At 68.1% G+C, this 16,048-nt stretch carries 14 protein-coding genes; 8 read left to right on the forward strand and 6 right to left on the reverse strand.

The genetic code is table 11. The annotated features are described in order from the left end of the window. The first annotated feature begins 24 nt into the window (after nt 1-24). Both AB8K43_RS08690 and AB8K43_RS08695 read left to right on the forward strand, forming a co-directional pair. On the forward strand, nt 25-735 hold the full coding sequence (locus AB8K43_RS08690; protein WP_370893455.1) for an HAD family hydrolase: 711 nt from the start codon (nt 25-27) through the stop codon (nt 733-735). Beyond that, complete coding sequence (locus AB8K43_RS08695; protein ID WP_370893953.1) at nt 735-3,293, forward strand: glycoside hydrolase family 65 protein; 2,559 nt, start codon at nt 735-737, stop codon at nt 3,291-3,293. Before AB8K43_RS08690 ends, AB8K43_RS08695 begins: the two co-directional genes overlap by 1 nt. Before the next feature lie 302 nt (nt 3,294-3,595). On the opposite strand, the gene AB8K43_RS08700 is transcribed toward AB8K43_RS08695, so the two are convergent. Continuing rightward, nucleotides 3,596-4,870: a lipase family protein gene (locus tag AB8K43_RS08700; RefSeq protein WP_370893457.1), complete on the reverse strand. Its 1,275-nt coding sequence runs from the start codon at nt 4,868-4,870 to the stop codon at nt 3,596-3,598. Nucleotides 4,871-5,007: 137 nt separating this feature from the next. Here AB8K43_RS08700 and AB8K43_RS08705 point away from each other — a divergent pair, with 137 nt between their 5' ends. From AB8K43_RS08705 to AB8K43_RS08715, 3 genes are all read left to right on the forward strand, one after another. After that, nucleotides 5,008-5,670, forward strand: coding sequence for a nucleoside triphosphate pyrophosphatase (locus AB8K43_RS08705; RefSeq protein ID WP_370893459.1), 663 nt, complete (start codon nt 5,008-5,010; stop codon nt 5,668-5,670). Between the two features lie 185 nt (nt 5,671-5,855). Further along, entirely contained in the window at nt 5,856-6,212 is a 357-nt protein-coding gene (locus AB8K43_RS08710) for a hypothetical protein (protein ID WP_370893461.1), read from the forward strand. Between the two features lie 5 nt (nt 6,213-6,217). After that, complete coding sequence (locus tag AB8K43_RS08715) at nt 6,218-6,517, forward strand: winged helix-turn-helix domain-containing protein (RefSeq protein ID WP_370893463.1); 300 nt, start codon at nt 6,218-6,220, stop codon at nt 6,515-6,517. A gap of 31 nt (nt 6,518-6,548) precedes the next feature. Here AB8K43_RS08715 and AB8K43_RS08720 read toward each other — a convergent pair whose 3' ends face one another. Next, on the reverse strand, nt 6,549-8,111 hold the full coding sequence (locus AB8K43_RS08720) for an acyl-CoA carboxylase subunit beta (RefSeq protein ID WP_370893465.1): 1,563 nt from the start codon (nt 8,109-8,111) through the stop codon (nt 6,549-6,551). Then, the gene (locus AB8K43_RS08725; RefSeq protein WP_370893467.1) at nt 8,108-9,298 is read right to left on the reverse strand and encodes an acyl-CoA dehydrogenase family protein; all 1,191 of its coding nucleotides are present in this window, start codon (nt 9,296-9,298) and stop codon (nt 8,108-8,110) included. The genes AB8K43_RS08720 and AB8K43_RS08725 overlap by 4 nt, the downstream gene beginning before the upstream one ends. A gap of 61 nt (nt 9,299-9,359) precedes the next feature. Here AB8K43_RS08725 and AB8K43_RS08730 point away from each other — a divergent pair, with 61 nt between their 5' ends. Continuing rightward, nucleotides 9,360-9,788 carry a MerR family DNA-binding transcriptional regulator gene (locus AB8K43_RS08730; RefSeq protein WP_370893468.1) on the forward strand — a complete coding sequence of 143 codons (429 nt, stop codon included), beginning with the start codon at nt 9,360-9,362 and terminating at the stop codon, nt 9,786-9,788. On the opposite strand, the gene AB8K43_RS08735 is transcribed toward AB8K43_RS08730, so the two are convergent. Together AB8K43_RS08735 and AB8K43_RS08740 are read right to left on the reverse strand one after the other, a co-directional pair. Beyond that, entirely contained in the window at nt 9,785-11,527 is a 1,743-nt protein-coding gene (locus tag AB8K43_RS08735) for a pyruvate dehydrogenase (protein ID WP_370893470.1), read from the reverse strand. The genes AB8K43_RS08730 and AB8K43_RS08735 overlap by 4 nt on opposite strands. A gap of 64 nt (nt 11,528-11,591) precedes the next feature. Further along, nucleotides 11,592-12,518 (reverse strand): PfkB family carbohydrate kinase, encoded by a 927-nt coding sequence (locus tag AB8K43_RS08740; RefSeq protein ID WP_370893472.1) that lies wholly within the window; start codon nt 12,516-12,518, stop codon nt 11,592-11,594. Between the two features lie 36 nt (nt 12,519-12,554). Here AB8K43_RS08740 and AB8K43_RS08745 point away from each other — a divergent pair, with 36 nt between their 5' ends. Together AB8K43_RS08745 and AB8K43_RS08750 are read left to right on the forward strand one after the other, a co-directional pair. Beyond that, nucleotides 12,555-13,460, forward strand: a complete 906-nt coding sequence (locus AB8K43_RS08745; RefSeq protein ID WP_370893474.1) for an AAA family ATPase — start codon at nt 12,555-12,557, stop codon at nt 13,458-13,460. Further along, on the forward strand, nt 13,453-14,973 hold the full coding sequence (locus AB8K43_RS08750; protein ID WP_370893476.1) for a VWA domain-containing protein: 1,521 nt from the start codon (nt 13,453-13,455) through the stop codon (nt 14,971-14,973). Before AB8K43_RS08745 ends, AB8K43_RS08750 begins: the two co-directional genes overlap by 8 nt. A 17-nt stretch (nt 14,974-14,990) precedes the next feature. Here the strand turns inward: AB8K43_RS08750 and AB8K43_RS08755 are convergent, their stop codons facing one another. After that, nucleotides 14,991-15,941, reverse strand: coding sequence for a sugar-binding transcriptional regulator (locus AB8K43_RS08755; RefSeq protein ID WP_370893477.1), 951 nt, complete (start codon nt 15,939-15,941; stop codon nt 14,991-14,993). Nucleotides 15,942-16,048 lie beyond the last annotated feature (107 nt).

Raw genomic sequence — 16,048 nt, forward strand, 5'->3', positions numbered from 1 at the left:
TCCGGCCCACCTACCATGGCGGCCATGGAATGGACGCGATTCGATGCGGTGCTCTTCGACCTCGACGGGGTCCTGACTCCGACCGCCGAGGTGCACATGCAGGCCTGGTCGGAGATGTTCAACGCGGCGCTCGCCGAGTACGACGGTCAGGCGCCGTACACCGATGCGGACTACTTCGCCCATGTCGACGGCAAGCCGCGCTATGACGGGGTTCGTGCCTTCCTCGCCTCGCGAGGCATCGAGCTTCCTGAGGGCAGTCCGGACGACCCAGCATCCGCGCACACGATCAGTGGGCTCGGCAACCGTAAGAACGACGCCGTCCGCGAGATCCTCGCCCGCGATGGGGTGACGCCCTATCCCGGGTCGGTGGCGTTGCTCGACACCCTTGCGGGACTAGGGATCCCGCTGGCGGTGGTGTCGAGTTCGCGCAATGCGCCGGTGGTGTTGGAGGGGGCCGGGCTCGCGGACCGCTTCCCCGTCGTTGTCGACGGCAGCGTCGCTGAGGAAGGGGGGCTGCCCGGGAAGCCGGCACCGGATACGTTCATCCACGCCGCCGAGCAACTCGGTGTCGACCCGGCGCGCTCGGTCGTTGTCGAAGACGCCGTGTCGGGCGTGCAAGCCGGAGCGGCTGGCCCCTTCCCGCTCGTGATCGGGGTGGACCGCGGCGCAGGCGAGCAGACCCTGCTCGACGCGGGCGCGGATATCGTCGTCGCCGATCTCGGGGAGCTCGCATGATGGTCTCGCAGCTCGATCCCGGCGACCCGATCGACCCCCACCGCTTCCCCCTTCGCGACTGGAGCATCGTCGAGACGCGCTATGACGACTCCGACCTCGGGACCAGCGAGTCGGTTTTCGCGGTCGGCAACGGTTACCTCGGGATGCGCGCTAACCCCGAAGAGGGGCGCGACGCCCACGTCCATGGCACCTTCGTCAACGGCTTCCACGAGACCTGGCAGATCCAGCACGCCGAGGCGGCCTACGGCTTCGCCCAGACCGGGCAGACGATCGTCAATGCCCCCGACACCAAACTGATGAAGCTTTATGTCGACGACGAGCCGCTCACGCTCTCGACCGCCGACATCTTGGACTACGAGCGCGAGTTGGATTTCCGCGCCGGGTTGCTGCGTCGCAAGGTGCTCTGGCGCACGCCGTCCGGCAAGCGGGTCGAGGTCATCTCGACTCGCATGGTCTCCTTCACCGACCGCCACCTCGCGGTGATGACGATGCAGGTCACCGTCTTAGACGGGGACGCCCCGGTCGTCATCTCCTCGCAGATCCTGAACCGGCAAGACGGCCGCGACGAGTACTACGTGCCCGACGACGCCCTCGGCGCCGGCTTCGACCCGCGCAAGGCGAGCACCTTCGACCATCGCGTGCTGATCCCCGACCCCGACCCCTTCGTGCGTCCCCATCGGATGATCCTCGGCTACCGCTGCGCGAACTCACGGATGACCCTCGCGGTGGGCGCCGACCACGTCATGGAGACCGACAACCCCGTCGAGGAGTTGCAGGACGTCGAGCCGGATCTCGGGAAGAAGATCTTCCGGGTCCGGGCCTCGGCGGGCGTGCCGATTACCCTCACCAAGGCGGTCGCCTATCACAGCTCGCGCGGCGTGCCCGTCCGTGAGCTGTACGACCGGTGCCGCCGCACTCTCGACCGCTTCCGCGAGGCCGGAATCGATGAAACCCACGCGGCCCAGCGCGCCTGGCTCGATGCTTACTGGGAGCGCACGGACGTGGTCATCGAGGGCCAACCGCGGATCCAGCAGGCGACCCGCTGGTGCCTTTACCAACTGGCCCAGGCCGCGGCCCGCGCCGACCAACTCGGGATCGCCGCGAAGGGGGTCACCGGCTCGGGATACGAGGGCCATGCCTTCTGGGACACCGAGGTGTACGTGATCCCCTTCCTCACGTACACGAACCCGACGATGGCGCGAAACGCCCTTCGGTATCGCATCAATTTGCTCGACGCTGCGCGGCGCCGGGCCCGCGATCTCGCGCACCGCGGCGCGCTCTTCCCATGGCGCACGATCAACGGCGAAGAGGCCTCGGCGTACTACGCAGCCGGGACCGCGCAGTTCCACATCAACGCCGATATCGCCTACGCCTTCATGACCTACGCGGACATCACCGGCGATCGCGAGCTGCTCTACCGCGACGGCGCCGACGTGATCGTCGAGACCGCTCGCATGTGGGCCGACCTGGGCTTTTGGCGGATCAACTCCGGCGAGTCCTTCCATATCCACGGCGTGACCGGACCCGACGAGTACACGACGGTCGTCAACAACAACCTCTTCACCAATGTGATGGCGCGCTTTAACCTGCGCAGCGCGGTTGACCTGATGCGGGAGATGCAGCGCGAGGCTCCCGAGCGCTATGACCAACTGGTCGCCCGGCTCCATCTCGAAGAGGGTGAGGTCACCGAGTGGGAGGCCTGCGCCGAGCATCTCCACATCCCCTACGACGAGACCTTCAACATCCACCCTCAGGACGACCACTTCCTGGAGTGCGAGGCCTGGGATGTCGCGGCTACGCCGGCCGACAAGTTCCCCCTTCTCCTGCACTATCACCCGCTCGTGATCTATCGCTACCAGGTCTTGAAGCAGGCCGACGTGGTGCTCGCCCTCTTCCTGCGCGGGGAGGAATTCACCGCGGAGGACAAGCGGGCCAACTTCGAGTACTACGACCCGATCACCACTGGCGACTCCACCCTGTCCGCGGTGGTCCAGTCGATCATCGCCGCCGAAGTGGGCTACTCGGACCTCGCGCTCGAGTACTTCCGCCTTGGTTTGCTCGTCGATCTGGCTGATCTCCACCGGAACACGAGCGATGGCCTGCACATCGCCTCAACCGGCGGGGTCTGGAACTGCCTGGTCTTCGGCTTCATCGGGATGCGCCAGAGCCACGGGAGGCTGCGCTTCGACCCGCGCCTGCCGCGGGGCTGGGATGGCCTCGAGGCGCCCCTGCAGATCCAGGGGCGACACCTCCGGGTGCGCGTCACTCAAGACCAGATCACGGTCAGCATGCTCTCCGGCGAACCCCTCGAGATCGAGATCCGAGGCACCTCCTACACCGTGACCGAGTCCGAGCCGGTTCAGGTAGCACTCGACGGGCAGGGCCCGCGCCTCGAATGGACCGGAACGACGTCCGGGGTCGGCGAAGCTCGCGAGGACGGCACCTTGCTCACCGCCGGGTACCCCGACCCCGACCGACCGTGGCAGGCCGGCGGGCTCGAGGCCGCCCGGAAGCACTGCGCGCAGCTAGAGCCGCCGGCAGCTGCTGGACTGTCGTAGCCCCCAAAAAGCGCGCTTCGAAGAAGGGCAAGGACAGCGCGATGTGGGAGGTCATGCCGCTCACCGCACCCCTCACAGGCCCCCCGCCGAAGTGGGGTGCAGAAGGCGCCGCTCACCGCGCCCTTCGCAGGCCCCCCGCCGAGGTGGGGTGCAGAAGGCGCCGCCCACCGCACCCTTCGCAGGCCACCCGCCGAAGTGGGGTGCAGAAGGCGCCGCCCACCGCACCCTTCGCAGGCCACCCGCCGAAGTGGGGTGCAGAAGGTGCCGCCCACCGCACCTTTTGCACCCCACCCGGGTGACGGTCAGAGGCGCCAGCAGCTGCTCGGCTGGCTCTTACCTGAGAAGCGCGCCTCGAAGAAGGGCAACGACAGCGCGATGTGCGAGGTCATGCCGCCGATGTGCGTCGGCACCACATTGGTGTCGAGCCGCACGTTGGCCCCCTTCGCGCACCAGTCCTTCGCCAGTTGCTTGCCGACGGCGTAGGGGATGGTGTCATCCAGCGCCGAGTGGTCAAGCAGGACAGGGGCGTTGGGCTTGATCCGGCCGATCCGGTTCTCGGCGAGCACGCTCGTGAAGGGTTCGGCACCGAAGTAGTCACCGAGCGAGCGACCGTCCTTGGTGAAGGTCGACGAGCGCTTGAAGGAGAACTGCAGGAGGTCGGTGACGCAGCTCCCTTCGACCTTCTTCATCATGTCCATCGCTGCGGGATTGAGGTACTCGGCGAGGTTCAGGTCGTTGTCCTCGGCGAGGCCGACGACGGCATAGGCGAGGAAGGCCGAGTACAGCGAGCCGTCGAGGTTGGCGCCGGTGCGGGCGAGGTCTGCGGGGACGGCCCCGGCAAGGGTGCCCTTCACCTGCAACTCCGGGGCATAGGTCCCGGCGAGTTCGGCCGCCGACGCCGCGGCGCCGCCACCTTGCGAGTACCCCATGATCCCGACGGGCGTGTTTGAGGTGAGGCCGCTGGTCGAGAGATTCTGCGCGGCTCGGGCCATGTCGAGCACGGTCTGCCCCTGGGACTGGCGCACCATGTAGGTGTGGCTGCCGGGAGTGCCAAGCCCCTGGTAGTCCGTCATCGCGACCGCATATCCGCGGGTGATGAGACCGGCGAAGCCAACCCCCTCGTATTGGACGAACTCGCTCATCTGCCGCGACGGCGCGCACTTATCCGCCAGACCCTGGGTCCCGGCCGCGTAGGTGATGAGCGGTCGCGTTCCGGTCCCGACCCATTTGGTCTTGGGGACGAAGATCGTGCCGGTCACCGCGATCGGTTCACCGGAGCGGTCGCGCGACACGTACATCACCCGAGTCGCGGAGACGACCGAGGAAGACAAGTTGAGCGGGTCGAGCAGGAAGGTCGCCGGCTCGGTGCGAATGATCGTGCCCGGGGCACCGGAGATGACGCTCGGCGGTTCGTAGAAGGCCGGGCGTGGGGCTTCGACCGCCCCGGTAATGGTCTGCGCCCCTTCGGTACCCGGAACGGTCGTGGGGACAGCAGCGGTCCCGGCAACAGCGGGCGCCATGACGAGCGCGCTCGCGGCGGCGGCGGCAAGGGTCAGGGTGATACGGCGGCGGATCATGGTCCGTCCTCTCGGCCCGTGGGCCTTCTTTCGGCAGGGTGGCGTGCGCCGATGTTACTGGCAAGTTCGTGCCCTCAGGGAGATCCAATCGGGCCCAAGAGACGAGCGTCACGCGGGGGCTTTTAGAGTGAGGCGCCATGACCCGGCCCGTGATTCTCGCTTCCGCCTCCCCCGCACGCCGAGCTCTGTTGCGCAGCAGCGGGATCGACCCGATGGTCATCGTGAGCGATGTCGATGAGGACGCTGTCGAAGCCGCCGAGCGATCTCACAACCCACACCTCGCACCGGCCGACCTCGCCCTTCTGCTCGCAGTGGCCAAGGGCGAAATGGTCGCCGGCGGCCCCACCCGCGATCTGGTCGAAGGGGGTCTGCCTGCGCCCTTGGTGATCGCCTGCGATTCCGTCCTGGAGGTCGACGGGGTGGCTTATGGCAAGCCCGGTGATGCCTCGACGGCCCGCGAGCGCTGGCGCCAAATGCGTGGACGCCCGGGGGTGCTGCACACCGGCCATTGGGTGAGGGACGCCGCCAGCGGCCTCGAGGTGAGTGGGACCGCCTCGACCGTCGTGCATTTCGCCGACGTCGACGACGCCGAGATCGACGGCTACATCGCGACCGGCGAGCCGCTGTGGGTCGCCGGGGGCTTCACTCTCGATGGGCTTGGCGCTCCCTTCGTCAGCCGGATCGAGGGCGACCCGAGCTGCGTCGTCGGGCTCTCCCTTCCCCTGCTGCGAGAACTCACCCGCGAGCTCGGCATCACCTGGTGGGACGTGGCGGGGCCGAGCGCCGTGCCAGCCACCTGAGCCTCGCCCGCCCAGTCAACATCGGCAACTACTTGTCAACTTGGAAAGTAGTTGCTTCAATACGAGGCATGACCCAGTCGCCCGATGAATTGCCCCCTCCGAATCTCTCCATAAGCTCGACGGAGGCACAGGCAAGCCTCGACCGAGCCGCACGCCCCCGCACCGGGACGGTCCACGATCGACAGGTGCATGCGTCCGCCGTCGCCATGCTCGGTCTCTGGGTGGGCGCGTTCGTCGCGATATCGCGGGCCTTCGACGAGCGGGGCCTTCCTCAGGCAGTGCTCACGATCGTCTTCTTGCTTGGCCTCGGCGCTGCCATCTACGGACCATTTCGCGTCGCCCGCTCTACCCCGCGCTCCGCCGGAGTCGCCAGCATGATCGGCATGATGGGCTGCGTCTTCACCTGGCTCGCCGCCGTCTCCGCCCTGAACTACCTCCACCGCGACGGCAGTCTCACCACCACCGTCGAACTCGTCGCGCTCGCCGCCCTGACCAGCCTTCCGGCCCTCATCGCCGGAGCGATCATCCGGTGGAAACTCTGACGTCCATGCCGCATCAACACGCTCGACACCGCCTCGACGGGGTGATCCACGCCCCCATTCGGTTTTCGATTGTCGCCGAACTGGCCTCGGTCGATGAAGCGGAGTTCTCCGCCGTGCGCGATGCTGTCGAGGTCTCAGACTCCGTCCTGTCAAAGCAGGCGTCGACCCTTGAACAAGCGGGGTACGTGAAGGTCAGGAAGGGCTATGTCGGCAAGCGCCCTCGGACATGGCTGTCTCTCACCAGCCACGGACGGGCCGCGTTCTCGGCGCATCTCGCGGCCCTGCGCGAGATCGCTGACAGCTAGGCCCGGGCCGCCGTCGGCGGCCCTAAGGCCGCTAAACCGGAGGGATCGAGCGCCGTTTGTCGGCGAAGTGACGATCCCGGCCGCAGGCATGCGCGAGTCGGCGCAGGATCTCCTCACGGAGCTGTTCCGGCTCGATGATCTGGTCCAGGACGAGGTCGGCGCCGAGCCGCTCGAGGTCGACATCCTCTTCGTACTCGGCCCGCAGCCGGGCGACGAGCGCATCCCGAGCCTCGACGCCCTCGGCGGCCTCGACCTCGGCGATCTTGTTGGCATAGACGGCATTGACCGCAGCCTCGGGACCCATCACGGCGATCCGTGCGGTCGGAAGGGCGATCGTCGCGTCGGGCGCGAAGCCCGGGCCGCCCATCGCGTAGAGCCCGGCGCCGTATGCCTTGCGGACGATGACGCAGAACTGCGGCACGGTCGCCGACGAGACGGCAGAGACCATCTTGGCGCCGTGCCGGATGATCCCGCCGCGCTCGACCTCGCTGCCGATCATGAACCCCGGCACGTCGGCGAGGTAGATGAGCGGGATCGAGTACGCGTCGCAGGTGTGGATGAAGCGGGTCGCCTTGTCGGCCGAATCCGAGAAGAGCACGCCCCCCTTCGCCATCGAGTTGTTCGCGACGATGCCGACCGTGTGGCCTGCCATCCGGCCAAAACCGACGACGATCTCAGGGGCGAAAAGCTCCTTGACCTCGAAGAACGAGTCGTCGTCGATGAGCCCATCGATGACGTCATGGATGTCGAAGGGTTGGCTCTCGCGCTCGGGGATGGCCGCCGCAGTGAGCGCCTCATGCGGCGCTTCGGGGGCGTACTCCGGAAGGGGGGAACGCCAGTTCTGCGGGAGGTAGCTGAAGTAGAGCCGGGCCAACTCGATCGCCTCGGTGTCGTCAGAGACCAGGACGTCACCGACCCCGGAGACGGTGCAGTGCATCCGCGCGCCGCCCATCTCCTCCAAGGTCACCTTCTCGCCGACGACCATCTCGGCCATGCGCGGGCTCCCGAGGTACATCGAGGCGTTGCCGTCGACCATGATCACAAGGTCGGTAAAGCTCGGGATGTACGCGCCGCCCGCTGCGCTCGGGCCGAAGAGGCAGCAGATCTGCGGGACCTTGCCGGACAGGGCCACCTGGTTGTGGAAGATCTTCCCCGCGCCACGACGCCCGGGGAACATCTCGACTTGGTCGGTGATTCGAGCGCCAGCCGAGTCAACGAACCAGAAGACGGGAAGCTCCTCGCGCAGGGCCATCTCGGTCGCGCGGACGATCTTTTCCACCGTGCGCGCTCCCCACGACCCCGCCTTGACCGTCGGGTCGTTGGCGATCACGATCACCGGACGGCCGTCGACCAGGCCCCGACCGGTCACCACTCCATCGGCGGGCAGACCGGGAGCGAGCGCATTCGCGTAGCGCCCATCCTCGACGAAGGTGCCCTCGTCGATCAGGAGGGCAATCCGGTCGCGGACGTAAAGCTTGTTTTGGCTCTCCAGCTTCGCCGCGGCCCGCTCGGTGGGCGCCGCCGACGCGACGAGGGCCGCCTTCAGCCGCTCGCGGACATCGCCGACCCGGGGGTCGCTGGGATACGCGGTCATGCCGTGAGCCCGAGGTGGCGACCGATCACCATGCGCTGCACCTCGGAGGTCCCTTCGCCGATCTCGAGGATCTTGGCGTCGCGGTAGAAGCGGGCGACCGGGTACTCCTCCATGAAGCCATTACCGCCGAAGATCTGAGTCGCGATCCGGGTCGCGCTGACGGCGGCCTCGGAGGTGTAGAGCTTGGCGATCGAGGCAGCCTTGGCGACCTCGGCGGCGCTGCGGCGACCGGCGTCGTGCTCGTCTTTCAGCCATGCGGCCTTATACGTGAGCACGGTGGAGGCCTCGGCCATCATCGCCAGGTCCGCGATCTGGAAGGAGACGCCCTGGTTCGAGCCGATCGGCTTGCCGAAGGCGGTGCGCTCCTTCGCGTACGCGGTCGACAGTTCCAGCATCCGGCGCGTCAGGCCGGTCGCGAGCGCGGAGATCGCGATGCGGCCATCGTCGAGGATCTTTAGGAACTGGCGGAAGCCGTGCCCCTCGGTGCCGAGCAGGTTGTCCACCGGCACCCGGCAGTTGTCGAAGGTGAGGCCGTGGGTATCCGAGGAGTTCCACCCGAGCTTGTCGTACGGCGGTTCAACGGTGAAGCCGGGCGTGCCGTTGGGGACGATGATGGCGCTGATCCGCGGCCGACCGTCGTCGGCGGTCCCGGTCCGGGCGGTCACCGTGCAGATCGAGGTGATGTCCGTGCCGGAGTTGGTGATGAAGGCCTTCGAGCCGTTGATGACCCACTCGTCGCCGTCTCGCTCGGCACGCGTCCGGGTGCCGCCTGCGTCGGAGCCGCCGTCCGGTTCGGTGAGTCCGAAGCCCGCCAGGGCGCGGCCCGCGACGAGATCGGGCAGCCAGCGCTCGCGCTGCTCGTCGCTGCCGAAGCTCAAGATCGGGTTAATCCCGAGCCCGACGCCCGCCGAGAGGGTGATCCCGATCGACTGGTCGATCCGGCCGAGTTCTTCGATGGCGACGCACAAGGCGGTGAAGGGTCCCCCTTCTCCCCCTTCTTCCTTGCTGCCCCCAAACCGCTCGGGGACCACCAGGCCGAAGAGGCCAAGGTCGCCGATCATCTGCATCAGGTGGGTGGGGAACTCGTGGTCGCGGTCCCATTGCGCGATGTGCGGCTCGACCTCGCGCTCGGCGAAATCGCGCACGACCGCGCGGAGGTCTTCATGGTCCTGGCTCAACTCGAACATAGAAGTGACGGCCCTCTCGTCGTCCTTGACGTTAACGTCAACGTAAAGCAAACTGCGAGGCATGACAAGTGGCGCGAGGACCGACCCGCGCCCGAGCGTGCCCATCGCGAAGGGCGAGCGCACCTGGTCGATCCGCGAGATCGCGACCGATTTCGACGTCACGCATCGCACGGTGCGTCATTACGAGGACCTTGGCCTGATCTCCCCCGAGCGCCGAGGCACGACGCGGATCTACCACCGCCGCGACCGCACCCGCCTGGCACTGATCTTGCGCGGCAAGAGGCTTGGCTTCCCGCTCGATGAGATTCGCACGATCATCGATCTCTACGACGCCCCTCGCGGCAAGACGAGCCAGTTGGAGTATGTCCTCGCGCAGATCGACGAGCGGCGCGCGGACCTCGAGCAGCGGCGCGCCGACATCGAGGCGGCCATCGCCGAACTCGACACCTTCGAGCAGCGGTGCCGCTCCGAACTCTCCGGCTCCGGCTAGCTCCGCGGGATATTGCGCAGGTTGCTGCGCACCATCGCGACGGCTTCCCCGGCCCCTTCGTTGAGCACGATCTTGCTGACCGCGGTCGCGAAGCCGAAGACCTGCTTACCCGTCACCTTCGGCGGCAAGGAGAGGGCCAAGGGGTCGGTGATGACTTCCACCAGCGACGGACCCTTGTGCCCCAGCGCGTTGGTAAAGGCATCCTTCAGGTCGGTGGGCTCGACCACGCGCATCGATTGCAGCCCCATCGCGGCAGCGATCCCGGCGTAGTTCACGTCCGGGACGTCGACGCCGAAGTCAGGTAATCCGTCGACGAGCATCTCGAGCTTGACCATCCCAAGGCTCGAGTTGTTTAAGACGACCACCGTCACCGGCAGGTTGTATTGGACGATCGTGAGGAGGTCACCGAGCAGCATCGACAGTCCGCCATCCCCGGAGACCGAGATCACCTGACGGTCCGGATAGGCGAACTGCGCGCCGATCGAGTGTGGCATCGCGTTGGCCATCGAACCGTGGAGATAGGAGCCGATCAGGCGGCGCCGACCGTTCGGCTGGACATAGCGCGCCGTCCAGACATTGCACATCCCGGTGTCTGCGGTGAAGATCGCGTCCTCGGCGGCCACCTCGTTGAGCACGCTCGCCGCGTACTCCGGATGGATCGGCGTCGTGTGCTCCACATCGCGGGTGTACGCGCCGATTGCCTTGGTCATGAGGCGTTCGTGCTTCTTCAGCATCGCCTCGAGGAAGCTGCGGTCGGGCTTGGTCTCCCCCATCGGCGTGAGCGCCTCCACCGTCGCACGCACGTCGGCGTGGACCGGCAGATCCACCTCCGTACGACGTCCGAGGACCGCAGGATCGGTATCGACCTGGACCGTCCGGGTCCCAGGGAGGAATTGGTCGTACGGGAAGTCGGTGCCGAGCAGCAGGAGCAGGTCGGCGTCCTCCATGCCAGCTGCCGCCGCGCCGTAACCAAGCAGACCGGTCATCCCCACATCGAAGGGGTTGTCGTACTGGATGAAGTCCTTGCCGCGCAGAGAGTGCCCGATCGGAGCGCCGATCTTCTCGGCGAGGGCGATGACCTCGTCGTGAGCGCCCTCGACCCCAGCGCCGGCGAAGATCGCGACCTTCTTCGCCTCATTGATGAGCGACGCCAGCCGCCGCAACACCTCGGCGTCGGGGACGATCGTCCCCGCACTGACCCGACGGAACTGCGGCGCCGAGCCCACCGCCTTCTCTTGGGCGATATCGCCCGGCAGAGTGATCACGGCGACCCCCTTCGCGCCGAGGGCGTGCGTGATGGCCGACTGGACGACGCGGGGAGACTGCTCGGGAGTGCTGACGAGTTCGGAGTAGACGGAGCACTCGACGAAGAGGCGATCCGGGTGGGTCTCTTGGAAGAACTCCATGCCGATCTGGGCGCTTGGAATGTGCGAGGCGATCGCGATGACGGGCGCATGGGATCGGTTCGCGTCGTAGAGGCCATTGATCAGGTGCAGGTTCCCCGGGCCGCAGGACCCGGCGCAGACCGCGAGTTCGCCGGTGAGCTGCGCGTCGGCCGCGGCGGCCAGTGCGGCGGCTTCTTCGTGACGCACATGGATCCAGTCGATTCCCCCTTCGGCCGCGCCACCGGTACGCCGGACGGCGTCGACGATGGGGTTGAGGCTGTCGCCGACGATGCCGTAAATCCGGCGCACCCCCGCCGCTTGGAGTTGGGCGATGATCTGGTCGGCAACCTGCATGACGGTCCTCCGGGTCGCTCGGGTGTCTTGTGAAATGTAGGTCGGAGCCTCGGATCAGACCCGGTCAGTGGTGGCTGGCGAGGAAGTCGTCGATCTCGGCTGAGGTTGGGGCGGACGCCGGGCCGCGGCGGGTGACCTTGAGCGCTCCGGCGGCGTTGGCTCGTCGGCACGCCTCGATCCAGTCCAGCCCAGCCGCCCGCGCGGCGACGAGGACCCCGGTATGGGTGTCTCCCGCGCCGTTGGTGTCGACCGCCTCCTGCGGGTACCCGGGCACGGCGCTCACCCCACCGACAGTCGCAACCGCGCACCCCTTCGGCCCGTCCCGCACCACGGCAACCGCATCGGGAGCGAGGCGATTACGCACGCCCTGGGCCAAGGCCAGCAAATCCTCGATCGGTCCGACGAGGGCCCGGGCCTCGGAGGCATTGGACGTCCACACGCCCGTGCGTGCGATCACCTCGTCGCGTACGCCTGGGTCGAGATCGGCGATGGCATCCCCGGGATCGAGGACCACCTCGACCCCGGTGGGCAAACCCGCGAGCCACTGGCGAAGGGGGTCGCTGGTCTCGCCGAAGAGGGAGTAGCCGCTGACGCAGACCAGATCCCCTGCGACCGGCTCGCTCATCTGGAGCGACTCCGGAGTGATCCTGCGCTCGGCGAGTTGGGTGGTGACGAAGGTGCGCTCGGCGCTCGGCTCGAGCAGGACGACGCAGACGCCGGTGTCGAGATCGGGTATGGGCGGAGCAGAGAGCGCCACCCCTTCGGCCGCCAAAGCCGCACGCACGAGGTCCCCGTTGGGACCGGTCCCATGGGCGCCTGCATGCACGCACTCGGCGCCCGACCGGGCTGCGGCGATCAGGATATTGACCGCTCCCCCGGCGTACCGCGCGTACGCCGAAGCCATCACATTGCCGCCGCGCTGCGGCAGGTCCGGTACGGACAACACCGCATCGACGAGTGCTTGGGCGGTGTGGATCACGCGGGGCGCCATGCGCATCAGCGTAGGGCGACCGGCTTTACTGGCCACATGAGCGCACCTCGCTTCGCCGATATCGACGATGTCCGTGACCGCCTCGCGCAGGCTGGCTACCTGGCCTCCGATGCCATCGCCACGACCGTCTACCTCGCCGACCGCCTCGGCAAGCCCCTGCTGATCGAGGGCCCCGCGGGCGTCGGCAAAACCGAACTGTCCAAGGCGGTCGCCGCCGCGACCGGAACCGACCTGGTGCGCCTGCAGTGCTACGAAGGGGTCGACGAGGCCCGCGCCCTGTACGAGTGGAACCACGCCAAGCAACTCCTGCGGATCACCGCCGCCGGCGCCCACCATGACGCGACCGGGGCCGATGAGGCCGATTGGTCCAGCGTGCGCGATGACATCTTCACCGACGAGTTCTTGCTCGATCGCCCTCTCCTGCAAGCGGTTCGCAGCCCCGAGCCGGTCGTCCTGCTCATCGATGAACTCGACAAGGCCGATGTCGAGATCGAGGGACTGCTGCTCGAGATCCTCTCCGACTTCCAAGTGACGGTCCCCGAGCTCGGGACGATCACCGCGCGGCACACCCCCTTCGTCGTCCTGACCTCTAACGCGACCCGTGAACTCTCCGAAGCGCTTCGCCGCCGCTGCCTCTACCTCCACATCGACTATCCCGAGGCCGCGCTCGAGCAGCAGATCCTCGCCGTGAAGGTCCCGGACCTCGACGCCACCATCGCCGCGTCGGTCGTCCGGCTCATCGGTGCACTTCGGGGGATGCGCCTGCGCAAATCACCGTCGGTCGCCGAGACGATCGACTGGGCCCGCACCCTGGTGGACCTCGGCGGGCCGGACCTCGCCGACGACCTCGATCCCGCGCTGATCGAAGCCACCCTCGGTGTCGTCCTGAAACACCGAGAGGACATCGAGGCCGCTGCGACTCGGCTGGAGCTTCGTGCCTAGCGAAGGGAGCGCGCCGCTCGTTGCCCGCCTCGTCGCGCTCGGCCAGGCCCTGCGCCGCCATGGGGTCAACGTCGGCACATCCGAGACGACCGACGCCGCGGCGGTCGCGGCGACCCTCGGGCTGGATGACCGCGAGCGCCTACGGGCCGGCCTCGCCGCCGCGATGATGCGCCGGGCTGGCGACCGGGTGGTCTTTGACCAACTCTTCGACATCCATTTCCCGGCAGCGCTCGGCGATCGGGTCGGCGTGGTGACCGGCGAAGGGGGGACCCCCCGAGAACGCGCCGCCGCGCTCCGCGAGGCGCTCGCCGCGGCCCTCGCCGCCGGTGATGACGAAGAACTCGAGCGCCTCGCCGCCCGGACGCTCGCCGAGCTCGGCCGCCTCCCCAACGACGCCACGCTCGGCGGTTGGTCGTCGCAACAGGCCCTCGACACCCTCGCCCCGCAGACCGCGATCGCCGCCGCCTTACAACACGCCCGCGACGCTGGGGACATGGTGGGAGGCTCCGGCGCCGGCAGCGGCGGCAGTGGCTCGTCGGGAGCTGGGGGCGCCTCGGGATCCGGTGGTTCGGGGTCGTCGGGGCATGCGGGCTGGGATTCCCCCTTCCCAGAGGGGCCGGCGGTGCGACCCGAGCGCTTCTCGGATCGCTACGACCGAGACGAGATCCGCGAGCGCGTCGCGGCCTTCCGGCTCCGCGTCGAAGCCGAGGCCCGCCGCCGCAACGCCGAGGTCCGCGGCACTGAGCGGATCAGCCGCTACGGCGTGGTCGACCCCTTAGAGCGCAAGGATTTCCTGCTCACTGGGCGGACCGATGCCCAAGAACTTCAGGCCGCGATCCGGCCCCTGTCGCGCAAACTCGCGGCGCGGCTCTCGGCTCGGCAGCGCCGCCAGTCTCGCGGCTCGGTCGATATCCGCCGGACCCTGCGGCGGGCGATGTCGACCGGTGGTGTCCCGGTCCGACCGGCGTACCGGCGCCGCCACCGCAGCCGCGCCGACATCGTCCTGCTCTGCGATATGTCCGGATCGGTGATCGGGTTCTCCCGCTTCACGATGCTGCTCTTGCAGTCCCTCGCCACACAGTTCCGGCGGGTGCGCTTCTTCGGGTTCATCAACGTCTGCGACGAGATCACCGACCTCGTCCAGGCCGCGAAACTCGGCGATGACGTACGGGCGCAGGTCGCTCAGTCCGCGGCGATGGCCCGCTGGCATGGCTCGAGCGATTATGGGACGGCGCTCGCCGACTTCGCCGACCGGTACCTCGATGCCATCGGGCCGCGCACCACGGTGCTGATCCTCGGTGACGCCCGCACCAACCACACCGACCCGCAGGTCGAGGCCCTGCGGGCCATCGTCCGCCAGGCCCGCCACGCGGCCTGGCTCAACCCCGAACCGGCGGGTCAATGGGACACCGGCGACTCGGTCGCCGGGCGGTACGCCGAGGTCATCGACATGCACGAGTGCCGCAATCTCGACCAACTCCGCCTCTTCGTCACCCGGCTCCTACCCGTCTGACCAGGGGCCGGGCAGGGTTACGGATCGATCCGGTCCAATGCCCGCGCGGCGGCGTCGTCGAGGACCAGGTCGGTGACGACTCCCGAGCGAAGCGCACCCGCCAGGGCAGGCACCTTGTCGGGCCCGGCCATCACGCAGACCCGTCGCGGCACCTTGGCCAGGTCCCGCGGAGTCGGACCGCTCGCGCGGGCATTAAGCGCCACGTCCTCCCAGGACCCATCGCTTCGGACGAAGACGGTGCAGACGTCGCCCACGACATGCTGCTCGACGAGTCCGCTCATATCCTCGGCGGTCAGATAGCCCCCGGTGTAGACGTGCGAAGGGAGGTCGCCGCGATACGACCCCACGCCGAAGAGGGCGACGTCGACCGAGCGCTGCAGGGCGAGGACCCGCTGGACGACCCCCTCGCGCCAGAGGGCCTCCTTGGTCTCGGGATAGTCGAAGAAGGCCGGGGTCGGGAAGTAGTGCGCCTGCGCATCGAGGGCCTGCGCCGCGTGGGCGAGGATGTCTCCGGCGTAGCCAATCCCAGACGTGCGCGTATTGGCCGCGCCGTTTAGCTGCACGACCGTCGCCCCCCGCGTCCGCTTCGGCGGCATCCGCTCCACAACGGCCGAGACGGTGAGACCCCACGCGACGCCAAGACTTTGGTCGTCGCCGATCATGCTCGAGACCAGCGCCCCTGCCACCCCTGCGACGGCGTCGAGCCGGGCGGTTGATCCGGCCGAGTCGCGCACGTCGACGACGCTGACGCGCACCCCCCAGCGGCGCCCGAGCCGCTCCTCGACGCGCGTGGTCGTGCGGCGCTGCGGGTCGATGCTGACCTGGACCAGACCGGATTCGCGGGCAGATTTGAGCATCCGTGACACGGTCGAGCGGGAGACGCCGAGCCGGCGCGCGATGACCTCCATCGTCTCGCCCTGGAGGTAGTAGGCGGTCGCAACCTCGTAGCTCTGGTCCCGTTCCGACACGGGTCGATCGTACGTGTGGGCCCTTGACCTCCTCGTGCACATTCGTGCAAGGAACTCGCTCAGATGCACACTCACGCGCGAGACTGGTTGGCATACAGCAGCATTCG

Source organism: Janibacter sp. GXQ6167 (genome assembly GCF_041365945.1).
Lineage (GTDB): Bacteria > Actinomycetota > Actinomycetes > Actinomycetales > Dermatophilaceae > JBGFSK01.

Coding starts and splice junctions, on each gene's coding strand:
- AB8K43_RS08690 (WP_370893455.1), top strand. CDS start 25: ATGGAATGGACGCGATTCGATGCGGTGCTCTTCGACCTCGACGGGGTC.
- AB8K43_RS08695 (WP_370893953.1), top strand. CDS start 735: ATGGTCTCGCAGCTCGATCCCGGCGACCCGATCGACCCCCACCGCTTC.
- AB8K43_RS08700 (WP_370893457.1), bottom strand. CDS start 4,870: ATGATCCGCCGCCGTATCACCCTGACCCTTGCCGCCGCCGCCGCGAGC.
- AB8K43_RS08705 (WP_370893459.1), top strand. CDS start 5,008: ATGACCCGGCCCGTGATTCTCGCTTCCGCCTCCCCCGCACGCCGAGCT.
- AB8K43_RS08715 (WP_370893463.1), top strand. CDS start 6,218: ATGCCGCATCAACACGCTCGACACCGCCTCGACGGGGTGATCCACGCC.
- AB8K43_RS08720 (WP_370893465.1), bottom strand. CDS start 8,111: ATGACCGCGTATCCCAGCGACCCCCGGGTCGGCGATGTCCGCGAGCGG.
- AB8K43_RS08725 (WP_370893467.1), bottom strand. CDS start 9,298: ATGTTCGAGTTGAGCCAGGACCATGAAGACCTCCGCGCGGTCGTGCGC.
- AB8K43_RS08730 (WP_370893468.1), top strand. CDS start 9,360: ATGACAAGTGGCGCGAGGACCGACCCGCGCCCGAGCGTGCCCATCGCG.
- AB8K43_RS08735 (WP_370893470.1), bottom strand. CDS start 11,527: ATGCAGGTTGCCGACCAGATCATCGCCCAACTCCAAGCGGCGGGGGTG.
- AB8K43_RS08740 (WP_370893472.1), bottom strand. CDS start 12,518: ATGGCGCCCCGCGTGATCCACACCGCCCAAGCACTCGTCGATGCGGTG.
- AB8K43_RS08745 (WP_370893474.1), top strand. CDS start 12,555: ATGAGCGCACCTCGCTTCGCCGATATCGACGATGTCCGTGACCGCCTC.